This is a genomic window from Clostridioides sp. ES-S-0010-02 (assembly GCA_020641055.1).
Classification (GTDB): domain Bacteria; phylum Bacillota; class Clostridia; order Peptostreptococcales; family Peptostreptococcaceae; genus Clostridioides.
Map to the genome: position 1 here is coordinate 3173118 of CP067345.1, position 21727 is coordinate 3194844.

The following is a 21727-nucleotide window of genomic DNA, read 5'->3' on the forward strand; positions in this document are numbered from 1 at the left end:
CGACTATTTGTTAGCTTCTATATAGTTAACTATGTCCCCTATAGATTTGAAGTTTTCTGCTTCTGTATCTGGTATTTCTATACCAAATTCATCTTCAAGTGCCATTATTATTTCTACTGCATCTAATGAATCTGCTTCTAAATCTTTCATTAATGATGTTTCCATAGTTATTTCTTTATCTTCTACTCCTAATTGTTCTATTATTATTTCTACAACTTTATTAAACATTGTGTTCCTCCTAAGATTTTTTATTTTAATTTTTATTTTAAATAGATTTCTCTACTTTTTAAAGTATTATTTTTTATTATTGCATTACCATTCCACCATCTACATTTAACACTTGTCCTGTTATATAACTTGACATATCACTAACTAAAAATGCTACAGCATTGGCTACATCTTCTGGTTTACCATAAGATTTTTTTGGTATATTTGATAGTGTTGATTCTTTTACCTCATCACTTAGTACTTTAGTCATATCTGTTTCTATAAATCCTGGTGCCACTGCATTTATATTTATATTTCTTGATGCTAATTCTCTTGCAGAAGATTTTGTAAATCCAATCACGCCAGCTTTTGATGCACAGTAATTAGTTTGACCTGCATTTCCCATGATTCCAACTACTGAAGTCATATTTATTATTCTACCATATTTCTTTTTCATCATAGGTTTAATAACTGCTTTTGTACAATTAAATACACCTTTTAAATTTATATCTATAACTCTATCAAAATCTTCTTCTTTCATTCTCATAAGTAATGCATCTTTAGTTATACCTGCATTATTAACTAATATATCAATTTTTCCAAACTCTTTTATAATAGAGTCCATCATTTGATTTACTTCATCAGATTTAGATACATCACATTTTATAGAAGTACATTTTACACCCATACCTTCTATTTCACTTTTAGTTTTTAGGGCTTCATCCTCTTTAGAAGTATAATTGATTACTATATCAGCTCCAAGAGATGCTAGTTTCTTTGCTATTTCTCTCCCTATACCTCTAGAGCCACCAGTAACAATTGCTACTTGTCCTGTAAGATTTATCATTATATCTCTCCATTTCCATAATCTTGTACAAATTCATTTAAAGAATCTATACCATCTATATTGTAAATATTCACACTTGCTTTTTTATTAGAGGCTATCTTCTTAATAAATGCTTTTAAAGTTTTTCCTGGTCCCATTTCTATAAAAGTATCATACCCATCATTTAATAATCTTTCTATAGAATCTTCCCAAAGTACAGAAGAACTTACTTGTTTTATAAGCAAGTCTTTACCTTCATTTTCATAGTAATCTGCATTTACATTTGCTACTACATCAACTTTAGGCTTAGTTATATTAACTTTGTCTAATTCACTAGCTAGTTTTACTCCAGCTTCTCTTAACATTGATGAGTGGAAAGGCCCACTTACATTTAATTTAACAGCTCTTTTTGCTCCTGCCTCTTTACATTTTACCATTGCTTCTTCTATCTTTTCATTTTCACCAGATATAACTATCTGACCAGGAGAATTGTAATTTGCTACTTCTACAATCCCTCCTTGTATGTCTTTTACAACACTTCCTAATATTTCTCTATCTAAACCTAAAATCGCTGCCATGGCTCCAACCCCTGTTGGGACTGTTTCCTGCATAAATTTACCTCTTTTTTTAACTAGGCATACAGCATCTTTAAAATCAATTGCATCTGCTGCAACTAATGCACTATATTCTCCTAAAGATAAACCTAAACATGCATCATATTTTAAATCTATTTTTGATTGTATCGCTTTTAGTACAGCTACACTATGTGTAACCATAGCTGGTTGAGTATTTTCAGTTTTAGAAAGTTCTTCTTCACTACCCTCAAACATAAGCTTTTTTAAATCTATATTTAAGGCACTACAAGCCTCGTCTATCACATTTTTGGCAACCTCGTTATTTTCATATAAATCCTTAGCCATCCCTACATACTGGGCTCCTTGACCAGGAAATACTAGTGCAACTTTTCCCATCATGCTCCTCCTGATTTACAGTTCTATGCCTGGCATAATCTCTTTTGCTTGATTTACCATAGTTTCTATAATTTCTTTACAAGGTGTTATTTTTTTTACCATAGCAGCACTTTGACCTGCCATAAATGAACCTTTTTCTATATCTCCATCTACTGTTGCAAATCTTAAAGCACCTGTACCTTTTTGGTCTAATTCTTCAGGAGTAGCTCCATTTTGTTCCATCTTTAAGAATTCTTTTGATAATTTATTTTTTAATGTTCTTACTGGATGACCTGTGCTTCTTCCTGTAACAATTGCATCTCTATCTTTTGCTTTTAACACTAATTCTTTGTAGTTTAAATGTACAGAACACTCTTCACTACAAATAAATCTAGTTCCTACTTGAACTGCATTCGCACCCAGTGCAAATGAAGCAACAATACCTCTACCATCTACAATACCTCCTGCTGCTATTACAGGTATATTAACAGCATCAGCAACTTGTGGAACTAAAACCATAGTAGTAAGCTCTCCTATGTGTCCTCCACCTTCTGTCCCTTCAGCTATTACTGCTGTAGCTCCTAACTTTTCCATTCTTTGCGCTAAAGCTATTGTTGGTACTACAGGTATAACTTTTGTTCCAGCTTCTTTTAATCTGTCCATATACTTTGCAGGATTTCCAGCGCCAGTAGTAATAACTTGAACCTTCTCTTCTATAATTAAATCTATTATATCATCTACAAATGGTGACATAAGCATTACATTTACACCAAAAGGTTTATCTGTTAATTCTTTACATTTAACAATTTCTTCCTTTATAGCTTCTTTTGGTGCATTTCCTGCTGCTATTATTCCAAGTCCACCTGCATTAGATACAGCACTTGCTAATGATGCAGTAGCTACCCATGCCATTCCCCCTTGGATAACTGGGTATTTTATATTTAACAGTTTGCAAATTTTATTCATATCATTCTCCTTCACTTAAAATCAAAAGTAAACTTTTTATTGTAAATTAACTTTAATTTTTAGATAAAGCTAATTTTGTTAATTAAAGAATTTTAGATGTTTTGTACTATAAAGTCCACTTAACAACTGAAGCTCCCCAAGTTAAACCTCCACCAAAGCCAACTAAAACTACATTATCACCTTTTTTGATTTTTCCTTCTTTATATGCTTCATCTAGCGCAACAGGTATAGATGCAGCAGACATATTTCCATACTTATTTATATTTACATAAACCTTATTCATATCAAGCCCTAATCTCTTAGAAGAAGCTTGTATTATTCTTATATTAGCTTGATGTGGTATTAGATAGTCTATATCAGTTGTATTTAAATTTGCTTTTTCAAGAGCTGTTAAAGATGTTTCTGCCATCTTTCTAACTGCAAACTTAAATACATCGCTACCTGCCATCTCTATTGTATGTAGATTAGCTTCTACAGTATCTTTACTTGCTCTAAGTCTTGAACCTCCAGCAGGTATCTTTAAACAATCTTTTCCCCTACCATCAGAACCCATATGTGTAGATAGGATTCCGCCTTCACTTACAGGTCCAATAACAGCTGCTCCAGCACCATCTCCAAATAATACTGCTGTTGACCTATCATTGTAGTTTAGAAACTTTGAGCAAGTTTCTGCTCCTATTACAAGTACATTTTTATAACAACCAGTTTCCACAAATTGCTTTGCAATAGTTACTCCATATACAAATCCAGAACAAGCTGCTGATATATCAAATGCAGTAGCATTCACTGCTCCTATTGCTTCTTGTACTATACATGCAGTTGAAGGCAAAGACATATCAGGAGTAATTGTTGCCAAAATAATCAACTCTATGTCCTCTACATTTAACTTTGCACACTCTATAGCTTTTAAAGCAGCCTTAGATGCTAGGTCAGAAGTTGCTTCATTATCTTCTACAAATCTTCTTTCCTTAATACCAGTTCTAGTGCTTATCCACTCATCTGATGTATCCATTATTTTTTCGAAGTGAAAATTATCATATGATTTCTCAGGTAGATAACTTCCCACACCTAATATTCCAGCCTTTGTATTCATTATATATTAAACCTCCAAAACGAGTTTATTCATCTTCGTTATTTTTATTTTCTTCATTATATTTACTTATAAATTGATTGATATCCTCAACAACTTTTCCTTTTGTAAATTTTATACCTTGATTTATAGCATTTTTTATAGCTTTAGCATCAGAGCTACCATGAGCCTTTATAACTCCTCCATTTAATCCTAGAAGTGGAGCTCCACCATACTCAGAATAATCTATAAAACTCTTTAATTTTTTTAAATCATCTTTTATAAGTAATGCTCCTATTTTGCTTTTTGTACTAGCCATAAAAGTTTCCTTTATAAGACTCATAACTGAAAGGGCTACCCCTTCAGCAGATTTAAGTAATATATTACCTGTAAATCCATCACAAATAATTATATCTGTATATGCATTTATAACCTCTCTAGCTTCTACATTCCCTATAAAATTTAAATCTAATTTTTTAATTTCCTCATATGATTTTTTAACTAAATCATTGCCTTTACCTTCTTCTAGTCCAACATTTGCTAGTGCCACTTTAGGATTTTCAAGTCCCAACACTTTTCTTGAGTAAATATTACTCATAGCTGCAAATTCAACTAGATTCTTAGATTTACAATCTGCATTCGCACCACAGTCTGCTATAAGTGTCATTCCTCGCTTTACATTTGGTATTGCTGAGCATAAGCAAGGTCTATCAATTCCTTTTATTCTACCGACTACAAATAATCCACCAGCAAGTAAAGCTCCTGTGTTTCCAGCTGATATTATAGCATCTGCCTTACCTTCTTTTACGAGGTTTAATGCTACTACCATAGATGAATCTTTTTTGCTTCTTATAGCCTTAACTGGTTTATCTTCATTTTCTATAATCTCAGTAGTATGAACTATTTCTAGTTTATTTTTATCAAATTCATAATTTGAAAATTCCTTTTCTAATAAATCTTTATCTCCTGTGATTATTAAATCTACTTGATATTCTTTTATAGCATTTACTGCGCCTTCTACATTAGATTTTGGTGCATTATCTCCACCCATTCCATCTATTACTATTTTCATGATTTTCCTCCTAATCTAACTCTTCAAAGATAAACTTCCCTCTAAATATTTGCTCTTGGGCTTTATTGTTGATAACAACTTTTACATAATGCTTTTTGTCTATATTTCTATACACTTCTGCTTTTGCTATAAGTCTGTCTTGTTGTTCTATCAACTTAAAACATTTTACATTTGCAACTCTCATAATAACTTTAGGTGCATCTATTATAGCCATTGCTAATGAATCTGCTAGAGAAAATATATACGTATCTTTCAAAGTATTAGTTTTAGAGTAAATCATGTCCTCTGTAACTTCTAACATAGATATACCTAATTGCCCTACAGATAAATCAATGATTTCGCCTGTAATTTCCTTTACTCCTAAAGTCTTTACTTTTGAACTCTGAGTTTCTGCTATTGATTTGACTCTTTCTCTTAGCTCTGGTATGTTTAGACTCATTCTATCTAATCTTATTGTCTGTATACTAACATTAAACAAACTTGATAATTCTTCATCAGTATAAAAAGGATCAGTCTTTAGCATATCTATAAGCTCTTGTTGTCTTTGGGCTTTACTCTTCTTTTTCATGTTCCCTCCAAATTTTATAGCTGTAATTAGTACCAGCTACTAATAGTAGTATATAGTAACACACAAAAATTTTCAATACTTATATTATTATTTTTCTAATTTTTAATATGCATAAAATCCATTTATTTCTCTAGTAAATCATCTTTTTTATATGTACAAAAAAAACATGTAGAGTACACTCTACATGTTTTTTAGAAGCTATTACTTAGATACAACTTCTTTACCTTTATAATATCCACAGTCTGGACACACTCTATGTGGTAATTTTGGCTCATGACATTGTGGGCAACTTACAAATCCTGTTGCTTCCATCTTTGAGTTAGCTGCTCTTCTCATTTTTGTGTTTGATTTAGACGTTTTACGCTTTGGTACTGCCATTTACGCCACCTCCTTAGTCAAAATTTAATTAAATAAATCTTTTAATTTAGCAAAACGAGGATCTATGTATTCCTCATCGTTTGTAATTTCACTGCAAGAACATTCTTCTTTATTTAAGTTTGCTCCGCATCCTTGACAAAGACCTTTACAGTTTTCACTACAAAGAACTTTATGAGGCAAATTAAAATCTAATGTCTGTTCTATTATATCAATAAGGTCGATTTCTTCACCATCAAATATAAAAGGATCAAACTCCTCAAATTCATCTTCATCATAATCTTCTTCTTTTACTAAAAAACCTTGTATAGAATACTCTAATGGTATTTCTACTTCTTTAAGACATCTTGAACAATTGTCAACAATTGTAAAATTAACATCTATATCTAGATACAAACCTTTATTAGTCTTTGATACTTTACCTTTTAAATTTACAGGTGATACTAATTTGTAAATCTCATCACAATAACTAATAGTATCAATTTTTTCACAAAAATTCAAGTCTATTTTGTCAGTTTCTTTTCTATTTATTTTTTCTATGCTAACTTTCATTAAGTTCACCTCAACATATCACCAAATTTATTATACAAATCTAGCATTTGTTTGTCAAGTATTTTTACTTGATAGGCATAAGTTTAATTAAATTATTTTACTAATCTTAATGTATCTCTAGCTATCATTAATTCTTCGTTAGTTGGTATTAAAAGCATTTTTACTTTAGAGTCAGCAGTAGATATTACTGTTTCTTTTCCTCTAACATCATTAGCTTCCTTATCTAGTTTCATTCCTAAGAACTCCATATTAGAAGCTATGTCTGCTCTTATAGCCTTTCCATTTTCACCTACACCAGCAGTAAATACTACAACATCTAATCCATTCATTTCAGCAGCATAAGCACCTATATACTTTTGTACTTTTTTAACATAAGCTTCTAATGTTGCTTGAGCTCTTTCATCTCCATTTTTAGCTGCATCTTCTATATCTCTGAAATCACTAGAAATTCCAGTCATTCCATATACTCCAGATTCCTTGTTCATTAATTTATCTAATCCATCAGCATCTAAACCTTCTTTTCTCATTAAGAAAGGTAGTATAGCAGGGTCTATATCTCCACATCTAGTTCCCATTATTAATCCTTCTAATGGAGTGAATCCCATAGATGTATCTATACATCTTCCACCATCAACAGCAGCTATAGAAGCACCATTTCCTAAGTGACAAGTTACTATTTTTAAGTCTTTTATATCTTTTCCTAACATCTCTGCTGCTTTTTGAGATACATAGTTATGAGAAGTTCCATGGAACCCATATCTTCTTACTCCATATTTAGTATATAATTCATGAGGTAAACCATATAAGTATGAAGATTTAGGCATTGTTTGATGGAAAGCAGTATCAAATACTCCTACCATTGGTACACCTGGAAGTATAGCCTTACAAGCATCAATTCCCATTATGTTTGCTGGATTATGAAGTGGAGCTAAATCTATACATTCTTTTAAAGCTTCTTCTACTTCTGGAGTTATTACTACTGAAGTTGCAAATTTTTCTCCAGCATGAACAACTCTATGCCCTACTGCATCTATTTCTTTCATTTCTTTAACTGCACCAAATTCTGGGTGAGCAACAGCTTCTAATACTAATGCTATTGCATCTTTATGGTCTTTCATTGGTTGTTCAACAATGTATTTATCATCTCTTCCTGCTTTTTCATGTTTAAGTATAGAACCTTCGATTCCTATTCTTTCAACTAATCCTATACATAAAACTTCTTCATTACTCATATCTATTAATTGATATTTTAATGAAGAACTCCCACAGTTTAATACTAATATTTTCATTATTATTTCCTCCTTAGATTTTTATAAATGATATGTAATCAATTTTGATTCATAATAAATGTCTAAAAACTTATATTTTATTATTTTGTCATAGATATATTATTGTATACATTAAACGATTTTCATAAATAATATATCACCTTTTAATATAAAAGTATATACTTTTTTTTATATTATATCATATTTCTACTATGGCAAATTGTGTGTTTTAATAACAATTTATTAACAAATTAACTTAATGTAGATTATTCTTTCCCATTTGCTATAATAATATAATATAAAGGCTTAATAAAGTTATTTTAATAACACTTAACTGATTTCTTATTATGTAGTATTTCTACATTTTAACAAATTTTTTTATGTTTTTTAGCTAGGTAATTAAAAATTTAAATTTTATACATATTATAATAAATTACAATATAGATAAAATAAACAAAGGAAAAAGGAGCATTTTATGAATATACTTGGATTAATAGTTGAATATAACCCATTTCATAATGGACATATCTATCATTTATCTAAATCTATAGAAAAAACAAATGCAACACATACAGTGGCAATCATGAGTGGAAACTTTCTTCAAAGAGGTGAGCCCGCTTTATTTGATAAATATACTAGAGCAAAAATTGCTGTCGAAAATGGTGTAGACTTAGTTATAGAATTACCAACTATGTTTGCTTGCCAAAGTGCCGAAATTTTTTCTCATGGTGCCATCACAATTTTAAATTCTCTAAACTGCATAAGTTCTGTATGTTTTGGTAGTGAAGAGGGAAACACAGATATTCTTTATAGTATTGCAGAGATTTTAGCAAATGAGCCAAAAGAATTTAAATTACTTTTAAAAAAATATTTAGATGATGGTATGTTATTTCCAGTGGCTAGAGCTAATTCACTTTTTGATTATATACACCAATATGAAAACAACGACTTATCTCAAAAAACTACAAAAGAACAATTATTAAAAATATTAAATTCATCAAATAATATACTTGGTATAGAATATATAAAAAATCTTATCAATTTAAACAGCAATATAAAGCCATTTACTATTTCCAGAGTTCAGTCAGAGTACAACTCTAAAGAAATTAATAATAGTATTTGCTCTGCTACTGCTATAAGAACTTCACTTAAGGAAAATTGTAATATCTCTCAATTAAAAAAAGTTATTCCAGAAAAAACTTATAGTATATTAAACGAAAAAATAGATAATAAATTTTTTCCTATGTTTGATGAATTATTTTTTGATACTTTAAAGACAATCATACTTAGGGACATATCCAATTTAAAGGATTATTTTGAAGTAAATGAAGGTATAGAAAATAAAATTTACAAAGATATTTTTACATCTAATTCTTTATACGAATTACAATTATCAATTAAATCTAAGAGATATACTTTAACTAAAATCAAGAGAACTTTAAATAATATATTGTTAGGCATAAAAAAAAGCGATATTCACCTTGTAAAAGATATAGATATTGTTCCTTATATAAGAATACTTGCTTTTAATGACAAAGGTAGAGAAGTTCTAAAAGAGATAAAAAATAAATCTAACATAGACATAATAAATAAATTTTCAAATATATCATTTTCATTAGATGATGCTATTTTTAAAACACTTATAAGTTATGATATAAAATCTACAAATATATACAACTCAGTATATTATAGAAATAATCAAGATTTAGTAAAAGGTCCTATGGACTTTTACACTCGTCCAATATATGTAAAATAAGTTTTTTAAATAACCTTATCAATTTTAAATAACCTCATTAAATTAATAAGATGTATTTATAATTACAAATATTTTTTATAGATAAAATACGCTTCACATGTGTATTCATATTTTTAGGATGGTAACACCAACTTAACTTAAATAATATTTCATATTTCTAAAGTTAAATAAACATTGCCATCCTAAAATCTTTATAAATAATATTAATATTTACAAATACTATTAACATTAAAAAGTAAATTTAAGTTATTAAATTTAAACCTGTTTTTTATAACTTTTATGTTTAAAAATAACATTTATATATTTAATATATTTTTCCTGGATTTAAAATATTTTTAGGGTCAAAAGCTATTTTTATATTTTTAATTAACATCATATAGGCATCTGATTTTGATTCATGTAAATACTCTTTTTTTGCATATCCTATACCATGTTCACCTGAGACTTGACCATTAAGTTCTCTAGATTTTTTATACATACAGTCAAAAGCTTCTTTTAATCTTACTTTCCAAGTATGTTCATCCATACTATCTTTTAATATATATATGTGTAGATTTCCATCACCTGCATGACCAAAACTTTTTATTCTTATTTTTAACTCATCTTGAAGCTCATGAGTATATCTTATAAACTCTGCTACCTTGTCTCTTGGTACAACGACATCACATTCATCCATTTCTGTTGTAGATGCCTTTATAGCTTCTAAGAAAGCACCTCTGGCTGACCATATGGAATCATTTCTTTCTTGCGTATCTGATATAAATACATCTAATGCTCCATTTTCTAAACACAGATTAGCAACTTTTTCATATTCTTTTTCAATTTCTTCAATACTATTTCCATCAAACGTAAGTAGAAGATAAGCATCTGATGTATTATCTGGAAACTTTTTACCTAAAAATTCTTCCGCAGCCAATATTACATCTCTCTCCATAAATTCTATGGCTGTTGGTATTGATTTCGATTTTATTATTTTAGGAACAGTTTCTATTGCCATTGATAAATTTGGAAAAGGTATAAGTAAACTTACACTTTTCTTTGGTAAAGGAAGCAATTTTAATATCGCTTTTGTAACTATTCCTAAAGTTCCTTCTGAACCTATTAATAAATCTTTTATACTATATCCAGAACTATTTTTAACTACTTTTCCCCCTATATTTATAACTTCTCCATTTGGTAATACTACTTCAAGACCTCTAACATAATCTCTTGTAACACCATATTTTACTGCTCTCATTCCACCTGCATTAGTATTTATATTACCTGCTATTGTAGCACTCTTCTCACCTGGGTCAGGTGGATAAAATAAGTCTCTCTCTTGAACATATTGACCTATTGTCATAAGCAAAACTCCTGGTTCTACTGTCAATGTTAGATTTTCATAATCAACCTCAAGTATTTTATTCATTTTACATAGATTAATCATTATTCCACCATTTATGGCAACAGCAGCTCCTACAAGACCAGTTCCTTGTCCTCTTGGCGTAACTGGTATATTGTTTTCATATGCATATTTCATTATTTTAGATACTTGCTCGGTTTCAATCACATTTACTAAAACCTCAGGATATTTTTCTATTCCTCCAAGTTCATCATGTGAAAAATCTTCATTTATATCACTTCCAACTACTACATTTTCATCTCCACAAATATCTATTAAAAAATCTATATCTTTTTTATCAATTGATTTATACATCTCTATCCCCCTATTCAGCTGCTGATGCCACATATATTTGCTTATCATTTTTTTTATTTTCTATTTTTTTTATCAATTTAGGAATAATATCATAAATATCTCCTATTAAAGCTAAGTGTGCTACATCAAGTATAGGTGCCTTATCATCTTTATTTATAGCTACTATATAATCAGCTCCTTGCATTCCTGCAACAAATTGAACAGCTCCAGATACACCACAAGTTATTATTAATTTAGGCTTTACAGTTCTACCACTAAGACCTATTTGTTTTTTAGCATCTATCCAACCCGCTTCTATAATTGGTCTTGTTCCTGCTACTTGAGCATTTAACTTGTCAGCTAATTTATATATCATATCCATATCTTCCTGTTTCTTTATTGCTCTACTTGCAACTACTATTACTTCTGCTTCTTCAAGACCAACTTCTTTATTTTTTTCTTTTACACTTAGTACTTTAATCTTAGATTTTAATTCTTTTTTTTCTATTTCACATAAAGTTATTTTTCCTGTAGCATTTTCTACCTTTTCTGGAGCTGAAAATATTTTATATCTTACAGTGGCAAATTGAGGTCTATTATTGGGTGTATTTATGTGAGCCATTATATTTCCACCAAATGCTGGTCTTATCTGGTCTAAATCAGTGTTTGATTGCACATCAAGTATTGTACAATCTGCTGTAAGCCCTGTTTTAAATCTAGCAGCAAGCCTTGGAGCTAATGACCTACCTAATGTAGTTCCACCAACCAACATTATTGTTGGTTTTATTTTATTTATAAAGTTTTCTATTGCCTTTGCATATGGTTCTATCCTAAATTCTTTAAATTCATCTTCATCGTATACAAATACTTCATCAATACCATAGGAGATAAGATTCTTACATTTATCTTTTATATCTTTTCCTACAAATACACAATATACAGGTTGCTTTATTTTTGATGCCATTTTGCGAGCTTTTCCTATAAGTTCATATGTTACAGGATGTATATTTCCATTATGATGTTCTACATATACTGCCACTCCCTTCCATTCATCCTTATTTATTTTTGCTTTATTACTTTCTATAAATTCAAATGCACCTTTGGGTCCACTTTTGACACACAATTTGCACATCTTACAGCCAGCACTTATTTCTACCTTACCTGATTTTTCTTCTATAGCACCAAAAGGACAAATTTCTAGTACTCTTTTTAAATCAGTTATTTTATCTTGATTTACAACTATTTTTGACATTTCTTCTTCCCCCTTAGACTAATTTTAATTCCTCTAATTTATTTATAAGCACAGAACTTAACTCTTCTGGATTTCCTCTCATAATATTTTTATCTGTATTTGGCTTAGGAGGAAATATTCTTACAACTTGAGTAGGGGAACCATTTAATCCATAATTATCTTCGTCCTTATCTTCAAAATCATCTAAACTGTACACAGGTATTTTTCTTTCTTTAGTTTCTAACTTTAACTTAAATGAAGGCAATCTTGGTTGAAAAATATCTTTTTCTACTGTTATCAAACAAGGATACTCAATTTCACATACTTGTAAATCATTTGGCATATCTATTTCAACAACTATGCTTTTCTCTTTGATTTCAATTAATTTTGTAACATTAGTTACATGAGGTATATCTAAAAACTCGGCTACTTCAGGTCCAACCTGCGCTGTATCACCATCAGTAGTTTGTTTTCCACAAATTATTAAGTCTACTCTACCCATTTTTTTAATACCTTGCGATATAGTGTAAGAAGTTGCCAAGACATCTGCCCCTCCAAATCTTCTATCGCTTATTAAAGCTCCTTCATCTGCCCCCATCATAAAACTCTCTTCTATTACCTTCTTTGCTTGCGGAGGACCCATAGTAAGTACTTTTAAATTAGCTTTTATGTCGTTTTTTATTCTAAGTGCTGTTTCTAAAGCATATAAATCATAAGGATTCATTTTTGAATCTACTCCATCTCTTTTCAATACACCTGTGGATTCATCAACCTCTACTGTGGTTGTCCCAGGTACTTGTTTAATACATGTCAAAATTTCCATAAACTACACCCCTTTTTTATTTAACTATCACTGATACTCCATCAGGTATAACTGTAACTTTACTATCTTCACCGACTATATTAGTAGCCATCTCTAAAGCATCCTTAAAATTAAATGCATGTTTCATATGCATTTTATTTATCATTTCAGGACTACACTTATCTGTTACCATTATTACAGTATACTTAGATAGTATTCTTGCTAATATTTGAAATTCCCATTGGTCTGGAATTGTATCACATCTGTCAACACTTCTAATTTTTTCTAAAAGTTTTTTTGGAGAATCTGCATTTGCTACATTTTCATAAAAGGATTGACCTCCATGACCATCATTACATGCTGCAATCATTATTATTACTCCACCTTCTTTACAGGTAGCCTCTGCTGCTGTCATACCCTTAACTGCTTGATAAATATTTTGGTCTAATGGGTATCCACCATTTGTACTCACTACAATATCAGACTTTATGGAATTTACTTTTGAGAGTTCTGTTACAAATTCACAACCTCGGGTATGTGCTTTTTCGACATCACCAGCAAATGATGCTATTACTTTTTTCTCTTTATCTATTACAACATTCAATATAAATGCTAGTTTGGCAACCTTAGCTGCATATACCATATCTTCATGAATAGGATTATTTTTTAATTTTCCAGTTCTCGAATTGTCACTATCTATAAAATCACTACAATGGTTATACATTATAGTCTTTGCAGAGGCTATTCCTGGAAGTACACTTTTTCTTCCTCCTGAGAAACCTGCAAAAAAGTGTGGTTCTATAAAACCTTCTGCGATTAAAAGTTCTGCATCATATGCAAGTTTATTTATATATAAATCCCCACCTGAAGGTAATACACCCACCTTGCACATAGCTTCATCATCAGTAGATATATGCATGATTATTTCTTCATTATCTACAATTTCTTCTCCCATCTTATAAACTAATTCTTCTCTTGTACTTGGCCTATGAAAACCAGTTGCTATTATAATTTTCACATCAATTTTAGGATTAGCTTTCCTAATTCTTCTTAAAAGAATTGGCATAGTTACTTTACTTGGAACAGGTCTTGTATGGTCACTTGTAATTATGACTACATTCTTTTTTCCTTTAACTAACTCTTCCAATGATAAAGAGCCTATTGGATTATTCATAGATTCTTCAACTATTTCTTCTTGTGTCTTATGTTCTACATAATTATCCGATTTTGATTCCAAGACACCAAGAAAACGTTTGTTAGGTATTTCTAAAATCATTCCTTGCTTTGAATAAGGTACTTTTAACTTTACCATCTTTAATCTCCCATTATAATAAACTATAAAATTGGTATGTGGTCATACCAGTTTTACATTTATATAATAGTACCATTATCTTCTATTTGCAAGAATAATTTATTTTATAACAAACTTTTAATTTTCATTTTTTCTGTAGTTTTTACTTATAAATCTCATATGCTCTTTCGCTTTTTCATGTGCAAGTTCAGTATTGTTTTCTATAACTGCCTTATATATAGCTTCATGTTGCTTAAGCAAGATAGTTTCATTTAAAGGTTCTGCAATTATCTTCTCTCTTGCATCCTCTATAAATCCATCAAACAATTTTGAGGCTGTTATAAAAAGACTTTGAATTAAATAATTTTTACTTATTGTAGCCAATTTGCTGTGAAATTTTTGATCTAATAAAACCAAAATTTGATTATTATCTTTTTTATTGGTTTCTATTCTCATTTCATCTATTATACTTTTTAATTCTATAGATTCAGAAGAAGTTATTCTCTTTGAAGCAAGTTTTGCAATCTCAATTTCTAAAATTATTCTAAGCTCTAGTATGTCTTCAAGTGTACCATTATTCAGTTTAAAAATCATAGATAAAGGTTCTATTAAAGTTTTTTCTATATTTGTGCATATAAAATTACCCTCACCTTGTCTACTTTCTATCACACCCATAGTTTCTAAAACCCTGATAGCTTCTCTAATAGAGGTTCTACTTACATTCATTTGTTCAGATAATTCTCTTTCAGATAGTAGTTTATCACCCTTTTTTAACTCTCCATTTAATATTTTATATTGAATTTGCTCAATTACTTGTTCATAAACTTTTTTACTAGCTATACTATTAAACATTTTTTCCTCCCATGTAGTAGTCGTTGTTATAATATATATCTATTATATATCTTAAGCCATTACATTCATATATTTTTGTTACTTTTAATATAATATCTTATAACTCAAATTTACAGGTGATATTATGAAAAAAAATAAAATTATTGGTTTTTTCGCTCCAGCTATCATAGTTGGGGTTCTAGTTTTAGGCATTATCTTATACCCAAATGAAGCTATAAAATCTGCAAGAGAGGGTTTTTCCATATGGTCTAATGTTCTAGTCCCATCGCTACTCCCTTTTATAATTGGTGCAAACCTAATTGTTGATTTAAAAATAGTAGATATTATAGGGTTTATTATTAATCCCATAACTAGACTTGTGTTTAATGTATCAGGAAAAAGTGCTTTAGCTTTTGCAATATCAGCAGTATCTGGTTATCCAGTGGGAGCAAGTCTAGCTTCTGAATTTAGAAGCAATAAACAGATTTCTAAGCATGAAGCCCAAAGACTGGTATCTTTTTGTTCTACATCAGGACCTTTATTTATAATAGGCTCAGTTGGTACAGGTATGTTTCAAAATTCAAATTTAGGTTACTTGATGATTTTATGCCATTACTTGGGAACTATATTGGTTGGTCTTTTTTTCAGAAATTATGGAAATGAAAATCTTCCAAAGACAAAATTAGATTTAAAAACAAACATAAAAAACATAATTAATATTAGAAGTTCTAGTGGTAATGGTTTTTTTGTTCTATTTGGAAATGCTGTCTTTAATGGAGTAAATACATTACTTACAGTTGGTGGATTTGTAATTGTTTTTTCGGTAGTATTTAAAATACTATCACTATTTAATGTAATCTCTTTAATAGCATCAGTTATATATTTACCACTTTCACTTTTAGGTGTCAATAAGGAGCTCTGTCAAGCATTTGTAAGCGGTCTATTTGAAATCACAATTGGTTGTAATAAGGTATCTAGTATAACAAGTGCCCCAGAAATCCTAAGAGCATCTTTGGCTAGTTTTCTGATAGGATTTAGCGGATTGTCCATACTAGCTCAATGTTGTACATTTTTATCAAAAACAGATATAGACTTAAAATTATACATATTAAGTAAGTTTGCACATGGACTTTTAGCAGGTTTATTTATTTTTATACTTTATCCTATTGCAAACTCTACTGTATTAGTTTCTAGCTTTGCTGATACATATAATGTTATATATAATAACTTAATTTGGTTCTATTATCTTAGCTATTATGACACTATTCTTCAAATTGTAATAATAATCTACTTAATTTCAGCTTTATTTGTTGCTAAAAAACACATGAGAAATTTATCTACAAGTGGAAAATTAATTAGATATAAAAATACTTTTTTTATAAAAAACTTATTTCGAAAAAAATAAAATGTATAAAAATTAACTAAATGCTTCCATTTTCTAATTATATTTGTCATAATCTTAATAACCTTTTTAATTACTTTATCAGCATAGTTATTTCATCACAATTTTGATAAATTTTTATAACAATATTTTTCAAAAATTCTCCTTAATCACATATAGCACACTTATATAAAGTAATTGGTATATTTTTCCAATATATAATATTTCATTTATATTATATAATAAATACCGACCTAAACTTATCAAATCAAACTAAGAGGAGTGGTTGAAAATGGCAACAAGACCTATAGAAATAGACGAATATAAAAAGATAATGGAACTACTACATACGGGCTTTATTTATAGTGAAAATGGCGTTGAAAAAAGATTTAGAAAGAATCCTAAGGTTGCATTAGCACTAATGTTAGAAGCTAATTTAGGTCTAAGAATATCAGATATTTTAAGATTAAAAATAGGTAATTTTAAAGGTAATATGTTGGAAATAAATGAAAAAAAGACAGGTAAACTACAGTATAGACCTGTTAACAAAAATATAATTGAATCTATAAATGAACATGCAAGAAAGTATAATCTTAAATCAGATGACTACTTAGTAAATATAAAGACAAAAGCTATCCAGAAACAATTGAGAATAATTTGTAAATACTTAAATTTGTATAACATAAGCACACATAGCTTTAGAAAGCTCTATGCTACTACTCAATTTGAAAAGAGTAACAATAACTTAGAATTAGTTAAGGAACTCTTAAACCATAGCTCTGTAGCCACTACACAGCGATATATAAGGGTAACTCAGCAAGCTATTAACGAGGCGAGTGAAAATTTTTTTATTGAATAAGTAAAATGTTATAATCTATCTATTTTTCTATTATCTTATTAAGTCACCAGCTGTTAAAAAGGTGAAGAAAAACAAAATAAACTTTTTGTTTTTCTTCACCTTTAAATTTTTACAGTCATTACATAGATATTTTAATCTACTTTTAATAGTTTTTTAACTGACTTACTATATTCATTTCTCTTTACATCTTCTAAGAACCTATCAATTTCATGTTCTGATTTTGCATTTATAAAAATAGCAAATTCTTCTTCATCTATAATATTATAGCTATCTACATATTTATCTAAACATTTTAAAATTCCATCTTTATTATATTCACTAAATCTAACTACTGCACTACATTCATCTTCTATAAGCCCACTCAAATCCAATTTACCTTTTGAAAAAGACTTTATATTTGAACTCCTATTATCTATTATATCTATGATATCAGCATAAACAGCACTTCCTGTTGCACCTCTTCCAGCACCCTTACCTACAAAAGAAAGTTCTCCTACAGAATCTCCCACTATAATTACTACATTAAACTCATTATCTATTTTAGACAGCATATTATCATTATCCACCAATGCAGGTCTAACAAATCCACTTACTTCTCCCAATTCATATTTACTTCTAGCAACTAATTTTATCTTACAATTTAATTTCTTAGCATATTCTATATCCTTTTCATCTATTGAAGTTATTCCTTCTAATAACAAATCTTTCCAATACACTATTTTCCCATAAGATAAAGTAGATAATATAGATAGTTTTCTAGCACTATCATATCCTAATACATCTGCATCTGGATTAACTTCTGCAAATCCTAGTTCTTGTGCTTGTTTTAAAGCTACATCATATGGTAAATTTTCATCATACATCTTTGATAATATAAAGTTGCATGTTCCATTTAAAATAGCATTTATACTTTTTATATTATTACCTTCTAATGATTCTATTAATGGCTTTAAAACTGGAATACCACCTGCTACTGATGCTTCAAATTTAATGCTAACATCATTTAAGTTAGCCAGCTCTATAAGGTCACTACCTCTTTCAGCTAATAAATCTTTATTTGCTGTTACTACATGTATTTTTTTATTTAGAGCTCTTGTTACATAATCAAGAGCTGGATTTAGTCCTCCAATTACTTCAACTAATATATCAACTTCTTTGTTAAATATATCTTCTATATCTGTTGTTACCTTATCAAAATATCTCTTTGATTTATGTTTCTCTTTATTTTTAACTAAAATTCCAGCTATTTCTATTTCTCTTTTTAAAGTATTATTCTCTATTAAATCTATTAATCCACTTCCTACTGTTCCATACCCTAGTATTCCTATCTTCACTGTTACATACCCCCATCACTTTTGATTATATTAATTTATTTATATATATAAATATGCCAATTAAAAAAGCTTGAGTATAAACTCAAGCCATATGACGGGTTTATACTCATCTTTCAGCGTAATTGCTGCAGGATTTAGCACCAATGTATATTAAAATATACTGGTTGCCGGGCTTCATAGGGCCAGTCCCTCTGCCTCTCTTGATAAGATTGCTAATTTAAATTTATTGTTAATAGTATAATACAATTTTTCCCAATTGTCACTATATTTTTTAACTTATTTCTTCTAAAATAATCTAATTAATTATCTAACTGCTCTTTTAGTTGGTTTACCTTTTTTTGTAACATTGTTATTTTTTACCTTAGCTTTTGCCTGTTCATGACCTGGAAAAAGTATCTTGGGCTCATCAATATTTCTCTTGTAAATAGTAAACTTAAAACCAATAGCTTGAACAAACTCTGCTCTTAAAGCTTCACATACTGCATTAGCAGTTTCTTTAGCATCAAGACCTGCATTTTCTAGTATAGTAACCTTTACTAGTTCTCTAACTCTTAGCATATCCTCTAATTGCTCTAAAAAGCTTTCTGTAACGCCTTCCTTACCAATTTGTGTAGTAGGCTTTAAAGTATTTGCTAAAGATCTTAAATATGCTCTTTGCTTTCCTTTTAACATATTATCACCTCTATAATTCTATATCAAAATTAATTGTAAAATTCAAATTCCAATTCGTAAATTCTAACTACATCCCCATCTTCAATTCCCATCTCTCTAAGCCTATCAAATACACCTTGACTTTCCATAGCTTTTTGGAAATATTGAAGTGATTCCATATCATCAAAATTTACAGAATACATTATTCTTCTAAGTGCCTTACCTGTAACTACATATAAACCATCTTCAACATCTATGTTCAATCCTTCTTCTGTTCCAATATCAAGTTCTGGTCTATACATTTCTTCTTCTGAAACTAATTCCACATCTTCTACTTCTTTTAACATTTTAGAAACGTAGGCAATTACATCATCTATTCCTTGACGAGTTGCTGCAGACATCTTAAATACTGTATATCCTCTACCTTCTAATTCATCCTTAAATTTTTCAAATTGGCTTTCATCTTCCAATATATCAAATTTATTTGCAACTACAACCTGAGGTCTTGTTGAAAGCTTCTCATTATATAATTTAAGTTCATCATTTATTTTGTCAAAATCCTCAATTGGGTCTCTACCTTCCAGTCCAGATATATCTACAATATGTATCAATACCTTAGTTCTCTCAACATGTCTTAAGAATTCATGACCTAATCCTATACCTTCAGAAGCACCCTCTATAATTCCAGGTATATCAGCAAGTACAAAACTATCTCCAAACTTAGTTTGAACAACACCTAAATTTGGTGTCAATGTTGTAAAATGATAGTTTGCAATTTTGGGCTTAGCTTTGGTTACAACTGATAAAAATGTTGACTTACCTACATTTGGAAATCCTAAAAGACCTACATCTGCTATCATTTTAAGTTCAAGAGTTATCCATCTTTCTTCTCCATCTGTACCAGACTTTGCAAAAGCTGGAGCTTGTCTTACTGCATTTGCAAAGTGTTGATTACCTTTACCACCTATACCACCTTTTGCAACTACTGCTGTATCTCCTTCTTTCTTTAAATCTGCTAGTACAAGACCTGTAGCTTCATCTCTTATTACTGTACCTGCTGGTACTTTTAATATTAAGCTTTCTCCATTTTTACCAGCCCTTTTACCTTTGCTACCGTCGCCACCGTGTTGAGCTTGATATTTTTTCTGGTATTTAAAGTCCATTAATGTTCTAAGACCTAAATCAACTTCAAATATGATGCTCGCTCCACGACCACCATCTCCACCATCTGGCCCACCAGCTGGAACATATTTTTCTTTTCTAAATGCTACCGAACCATTTCCACCATTTCCAGCTTTTACAAATATTCTCGCTTTATCTATAAACAAATTCTTCACCTACTTAATTAAAAACTTTTAATTAGCTTTACCAAAAATACTATTATAAATTCATCAGTATTATAAGAAAAAGGAGTGCATCAACACTCCTTTTATGTATATTACTCAGCTATTGCTACTGGATATATACTAACTTTTTTTCTCTTCTTGTCTTTTCTTTCGAATTTAACAGTACCATCAACTAATGCAAATAAAGTATCATCGCTACCTTTTCCAACATTAGTTCCTGGATGTATTTTAGTTCCTCTTTGTCTAACTATTATACTTCCAGCAGTTACTAATTGCCCATCGAATCTCTTAACACCTAATCTTTTAGATATAGAATCTCTACCATTTTTAGAAGAACCTACCCCTTTTTTAGATGCTAATAATTGTAAATTCATGTTTAACATATGGAGTCACCCCCTACTTTTTTAAAATTTTTATATTTTTTGGGTATTCCCGTTTAATTTCTTCAACCGCTAATTGAAAGTGATTTAGTAATAACTGTGCATCTTTTAGATATGCATCTTTAACTATACATTCTATATGCCCTTCTTCTCCTACTACCTTTTCAAATTCAATCTTTTGTAACTTGTCTAAAGAGTTTATAACTGCAATAGCATTAGACGTAACTGCAGAACAAACTATATCATAGCCTATTTCAGCAAAATCAGCATGTCCCTTTAAACAAAAACCTTGTAACAAGAAATCATCATTATAATAATATTTAACCTTTATCATAAC

At 29.7% G+C, this 21727-nt stretch carries 23 protein-coding genes and 1 riboswitch; of the genes, 3 read left to right on the forward strand and 20 right to left on the reverse strand.

Going from position 1 to position 21727, the window contains the following annotated elements:
- Positions 1-3 precede the first annotated feature (3 nt).
- The 10 genes from acpP to JJC01_14865 all read right to left on the reverse strand — a co-directional run bounded on the left by acpP (position 4) and on the right by JJC01_14865 (position 7874).
- Positions 4-228 (reverse strand): acyl carrier protein, encoded by a 225-nt coding sequence (acpP, locus tag JJC01_14820; GenBank protein UDN57439.1) that lies wholly within the window; start codon positions 226-228, stop codon positions 4-6.
- A gap of 76 nt (positions 229-304) precedes the next feature.
- The gene (gene fabG, locus JJC01_14825; GenBank protein ID UDN57440.1) at positions 305-1054 is read right to left on the reverse strand and encodes a 3-oxoacyl-[acyl-carrier-protein] reductase; all 750 of its coding nucleotides are present in this window, start codon (positions 1052-1054) and stop codon (positions 305-307) included.
- Positions 1054-2004, reverse strand: a complete 951-nt coding sequence (gene fabD / locus JJC01_14830; protein ID UDN57441.1) for an ACP S-malonyltransferase — start codon at positions 2002-2004, stop codon at positions 1054-1056. The genes fabG and fabD overlap by 1 nt, the downstream gene beginning before the upstream one ends.
- A gap of 15 nt (positions 2005-2019) precedes the next feature.
- Complete coding sequence (gene fabK / locus JJC01_14835) at positions 2020-2949, reverse strand: enoyl-[acyl-carrier-protein] reductase FabK (protein ID UDN57442.1); 930 nt, start codon at positions 2947-2949, stop codon at positions 2020-2022.
- A 106-nt stretch (positions 2950-3055) separates the two neighbouring features.
- Complete coding sequence (locus tag JJC01_14840; protein UDN57443.1) at positions 3056-4042, reverse strand: ketoacyl-ACP synthase III; 987 nt, start codon at positions 4040-4042, stop codon at positions 3056-3058.
- Between the two features lie 25 nt (positions 4043-4067).
- On the reverse strand, positions 4068-5090 hold the full coding sequence (gene plsX, locus JJC01_14845) for a phosphate acyltransferase PlsX (GenBank protein UDN57444.1): 1023 nt from the start codon (positions 5088-5090) through the stop codon (positions 4068-4070).
- A gap of 10 nt (positions 5091-5100) precedes the next feature.
- The gene (fapR, locus tag JJC01_14850) at positions 5101-5658 is read right to left on the reverse strand and encodes a transcription factor FapR (GenBank protein ID UDN57445.1); all 558 of its coding nucleotides are present in this window, start codon (positions 5656-5658) and stop codon (positions 5101-5103) included.
- 201 nt (positions 5659-5859) lie between these two features.
- Positions 5860-6036 (reverse strand): 50S ribosomal protein L32, encoded by a 177-nt coding sequence (gene rpmF, locus JJC01_14855; protein ID UDN57446.1) that lies wholly within the window; start codon positions 6034-6036, stop codon positions 5860-5862.
- A gap of 24 nt (positions 6037-6060) precedes the next feature.
- Positions 6061-6585 (reverse strand): DUF177 domain-containing protein, encoded by a 525-nt coding sequence (locus tag JJC01_14860; protein ID UDN57447.1) that lies wholly within the window; start codon positions 6583-6585, stop codon positions 6061-6063.
- A gap of 92 nt (positions 6586-6677) precedes the next feature.
- Complete coding sequence (locus JJC01_14865; GenBank protein ID UDN57448.1) at positions 6678-7874, reverse strand: acetate kinase; 1197 nt, start codon at positions 7872-7874, stop codon at positions 6678-6680.
- 454 nt (positions 7875-8328) lie between these two features.
- Between JJC01_14865 and JJC01_14870 the strand changes: the two genes are divergently transcribed.
- Positions 8329-9609, forward strand: a complete 1281-nt coding sequence (locus tag JJC01_14870; protein ID UDN57449.1) for a nucleotidyltransferase — start codon at positions 8329-8331, stop codon at positions 9607-9609.
- A gap of 304 nt (positions 9610-9913) precedes the next feature.
- Here the strand turns inward: JJC01_14870 and JJC01_14875 are convergent, their stop codons facing one another.
- The 5 genes from JJC01_14875 to JJC01_14895 form a co-directional block, all read right to left on the reverse strand.
- The gene (locus JJC01_14875) at positions 9914-11305 is read right to left on the reverse strand and encodes an FAD-binding oxidoreductase (GenBank protein ID UDN57450.1); all 1392 of its coding nucleotides are present in this window, start codon (positions 11303-11305) and stop codon (positions 9914-9916) included.
- Positions 11306-11315: 10 nt separating this feature from the next.
- The gene (locus JJC01_14880) at positions 11316-12536 is read right to left on the reverse strand and encodes an FAD-binding protein (GenBank protein ID UDN57451.1); all 1221 of its coding nucleotides are present in this window, start codon (positions 12534-12536) and stop codon (positions 11316-11318) included.
- 13 nt (positions 12537-12549) lie between these two features.
- On the reverse strand, positions 12550-13338 hold the full coding sequence (locus tag JJC01_14885; protein UDN57452.1) for an electron transfer flavoprotein subunit beta/FixA family protein: 789 nt from the start codon (positions 13336-13338) through the stop codon (positions 12550-12552).
- Between the two features lie 16 nt (positions 13339-13354).
- On the reverse strand, positions 13355-14629 hold the full coding sequence (larA, locus tag JJC01_14890; protein ID UDN57453.1) for a nickel-dependent lactate racemase: 1275 nt from the start codon (positions 14627-14629) through the stop codon (positions 13355-13357).
- Positions 14630-14746: 117 nt separating this feature from the next.
- On the reverse strand, positions 14747-15460 hold the full coding sequence (locus JJC01_14895) for a FadR family transcriptional regulator (protein ID UDN57454.1): 714 nt from the start codon (positions 15458-15460) through the stop codon (positions 14747-14749).
- A gap of 124 nt (positions 15461-15584) precedes the next feature.
- Here JJC01_14895 and JJC01_14900 point away from each other — a divergent pair, with 124 nt between their 5' ends.
- On the forward strand, positions 15585-16844 hold the full coding sequence (locus tag JJC01_14900; GenBank protein UDN57455.1) for a sporulation integral membrane protein YlbJ: 1260 nt from the start codon (positions 15585-15587) through the stop codon (positions 16842-16844).
- Between the two features lie 268 nt (positions 16845-17112).
- The gene (locus JJC01_14905; GenBank protein ID UDN57456.1) at positions 17113-17679 is read left to right on the forward strand and encodes a tyrosine-type recombinase/integrase; all 567 of its coding nucleotides are present in this window, start codon (positions 17113-17115) and stop codon (positions 17677-17679) included.
- 131 nt (positions 17680-17810) lie between these two features.
- Here JJC01_14905 and JJC01_14910 read toward each other — a convergent pair whose 3' ends face one another.
- The 5 genes from JJC01_14910 to JJC01_14930 form a co-directional block, all read right to left on the reverse strand.
- Positions 17811-19013: a homoserine dehydrogenase gene (locus tag JJC01_14910; protein UDN57457.1), complete on the reverse strand. Its 1203-nt coding sequence runs from the start codon at positions 19011-19013 to the stop codon at positions 17811-17813.
- A gap of 103 nt (positions 19014-19116) precedes the next feature.
- Positions 19117-19223: riboswitch (SAM riboswitch) on the reverse strand.
- Positions 19224-19316: 93 nt separating this feature from the next.
- On the reverse strand, positions 19317-19685 hold the full coding sequence (locus tag JJC01_14915; protein UDN57458.1) for a YhbY family RNA-binding protein: 369 nt from the start codon (positions 19683-19685) through the stop codon (positions 19317-19319).
- Between the two features lie 29 nt (positions 19686-19714).
- On the reverse strand, positions 19715-20992 hold the full coding sequence (gene obgE, locus JJC01_14920) for a GTPase ObgE (protein UDN57459.1): 1278 nt from the start codon (positions 20990-20992) through the stop codon (positions 19715-19717).
- A gap of 110 nt (positions 20993-21102) precedes the next feature.
- Positions 21103-21393 carry a 50S ribosomal protein L27 gene (gene rpmA, locus JJC01_14925; GenBank protein ID UDN57460.1) on the reverse strand — a complete coding sequence of 97 codons (291 nt, stop codon included), beginning with the start codon at positions 21391-21393 and terminating at the stop codon, positions 21103-21105.
- Between the two features lie 13 nt (positions 21394-21406).
- The gene (locus tag JJC01_14930; protein UDN57461.1) at positions 21407-21724 is read right to left on the reverse strand and encodes a ribosomal-processing cysteine protease Prp; all 318 of its coding nucleotides are present in this window, start codon (positions 21722-21724) and stop codon (positions 21407-21409) included.
- Between the last annotated feature and the right edge of the window lie 3 nt (positions 21725-21727).

What these genes read in the sequence shown, in the direction of transcription:
- fabK (UDN57442.1), bottom strand. Translation starts at nt 2,949, where the DNA reads ATGAATAAAATTTGCAAACTGTTAAATATAAAATACCCAGTTATCCAA.
- JJC01_14930 (UDN57461.1), bottom strand. Translation starts at nt 21,724, where the DNA reads ATGATAAAGGTTAAATATTATTATAATGATGATTTCTTGTTACAAGGT.
- JJC01_14915 (UDN57458.1), bottom strand. Translation starts at nt 19,685, where the DNA reads ATGTTAAAAGGAAAGCAAAGAGCATATTTAAGATCTTTAGCAAATACT.
- acpP (UDN57439.1), bottom strand. Translation starts at nt 228, where the DNA reads ATGTTTAATAAAGTTGTAGAAATAATAATAGAACAATTAGGAGTAGAA.
- plsX (UDN57444.1), bottom strand. Translation starts at nt 5,090, where the DNA reads ATGAAAATAGTAATAGATGGAATGGGTGGAGATAATGCACCAAAATCT.
- JJC01_14860 (UDN57447.1), bottom strand. Translation starts at nt 6,585, where the DNA reads ATGAAAGTTAGCATAGAAAAAATAAATAGAAAAGAAACTGACAAAATA.
- fabD (UDN57441.1), bottom strand. Translation starts at nt 2,004, where the DNA reads ATGGGAAAAGTTGCACTAGTATTTCCTGGTCAAGGAGCCCAGTATGTA.
- larA (UDN57453.1), bottom strand. Translation starts at nt 14,629, where the DNA reads ATGGTAAAGTTAAAAGTACCTTATTCAAAGCAAGGAATGATTTTAGAA.
- JJC01_14865 (UDN57448.1), bottom strand. Translation starts at nt 7,874, where the DNA reads ATGAAAATATTAGTATTAAACTGTGGGAGTTCTTCATTAAAATATCAA.
- JJC01_14840 (UDN57443.1), bottom strand. Translation starts at nt 4,042, where the DNA reads ATGAATACAAAGGCTGGAATATTAGGTGTGGGAAGTTATCTACCTGAG.
- JJC01_14900 (UDN57455.1), top strand. Translation starts at nt 15,585, where the DNA reads ATGAAAAAAAATAAAATTATTGGTTTTTTCGCTCCAGCTATCATAGTT.
- JJC01_14870 (UDN57449.1), top strand. Translation starts at nt 8,329, where the DNA reads ATGAATATACTTGGATTAATAGTTGAATATAACCCATTTCATAATGGA.
- JJC01_14875 (UDN57450.1), bottom strand. Translation starts at nt 11,305, where the DNA reads ATGTATAAATCAATTGATAAAAAAGATATAGATTTTTTAATAGATATT.
- JJC01_14905 (UDN57456.1), top strand. Translation starts at nt 17,113, where the DNA reads ATGGCAACAAGACCTATAGAAATAGACGAATATAAAAAGATAATGGAA.
- JJC01_14880 (UDN57451.1), bottom strand. Translation starts at nt 12,536, where the DNA reads ATGTCAAAAATAGTTGTAAATCAAGATAAAATAACTGATTTAAAAAGA.
- fapR (UDN57445.1), bottom strand. Translation starts at nt 5,658, where the DNA reads ATGAAAAAGAAGAGTAAAGCCCAAAGACAACAAGAGCTTATAGATATG.
- rpmA (UDN57460.1), bottom strand. Translation starts at nt 21,393, where the DNA reads ATGTTAAACATGAATTTACAATTATTAGCATCTAAAAAAGGGGTAGGT.
- fabG (UDN57440.1), bottom strand. Translation starts at nt 1,054, where the DNA reads ATGATAAATCTTACAGGACAAGTAGCAATTGTTACTGGTGGCTCTAGA.
- JJC01_14885 (UDN57452.1), bottom strand. Translation starts at nt 13,338, where the DNA reads ATGGAAATTTTGACATGTATTAAACAAGTACCTGGGACAACCACAGTA.
- rpmF (UDN57446.1), bottom strand. Translation starts at nt 6,036, where the DNA reads ATGGCAGTACCAAAGCGTAAAACGTCTAAATCAAACACAAAAATGAGA.
- JJC01_14895 (UDN57454.1), bottom strand. Translation starts at nt 15,460, where the DNA reads ATGTTTAATAGTATAGCTAGTAAAAAAGTTTATGAACAAGTAATTGAG.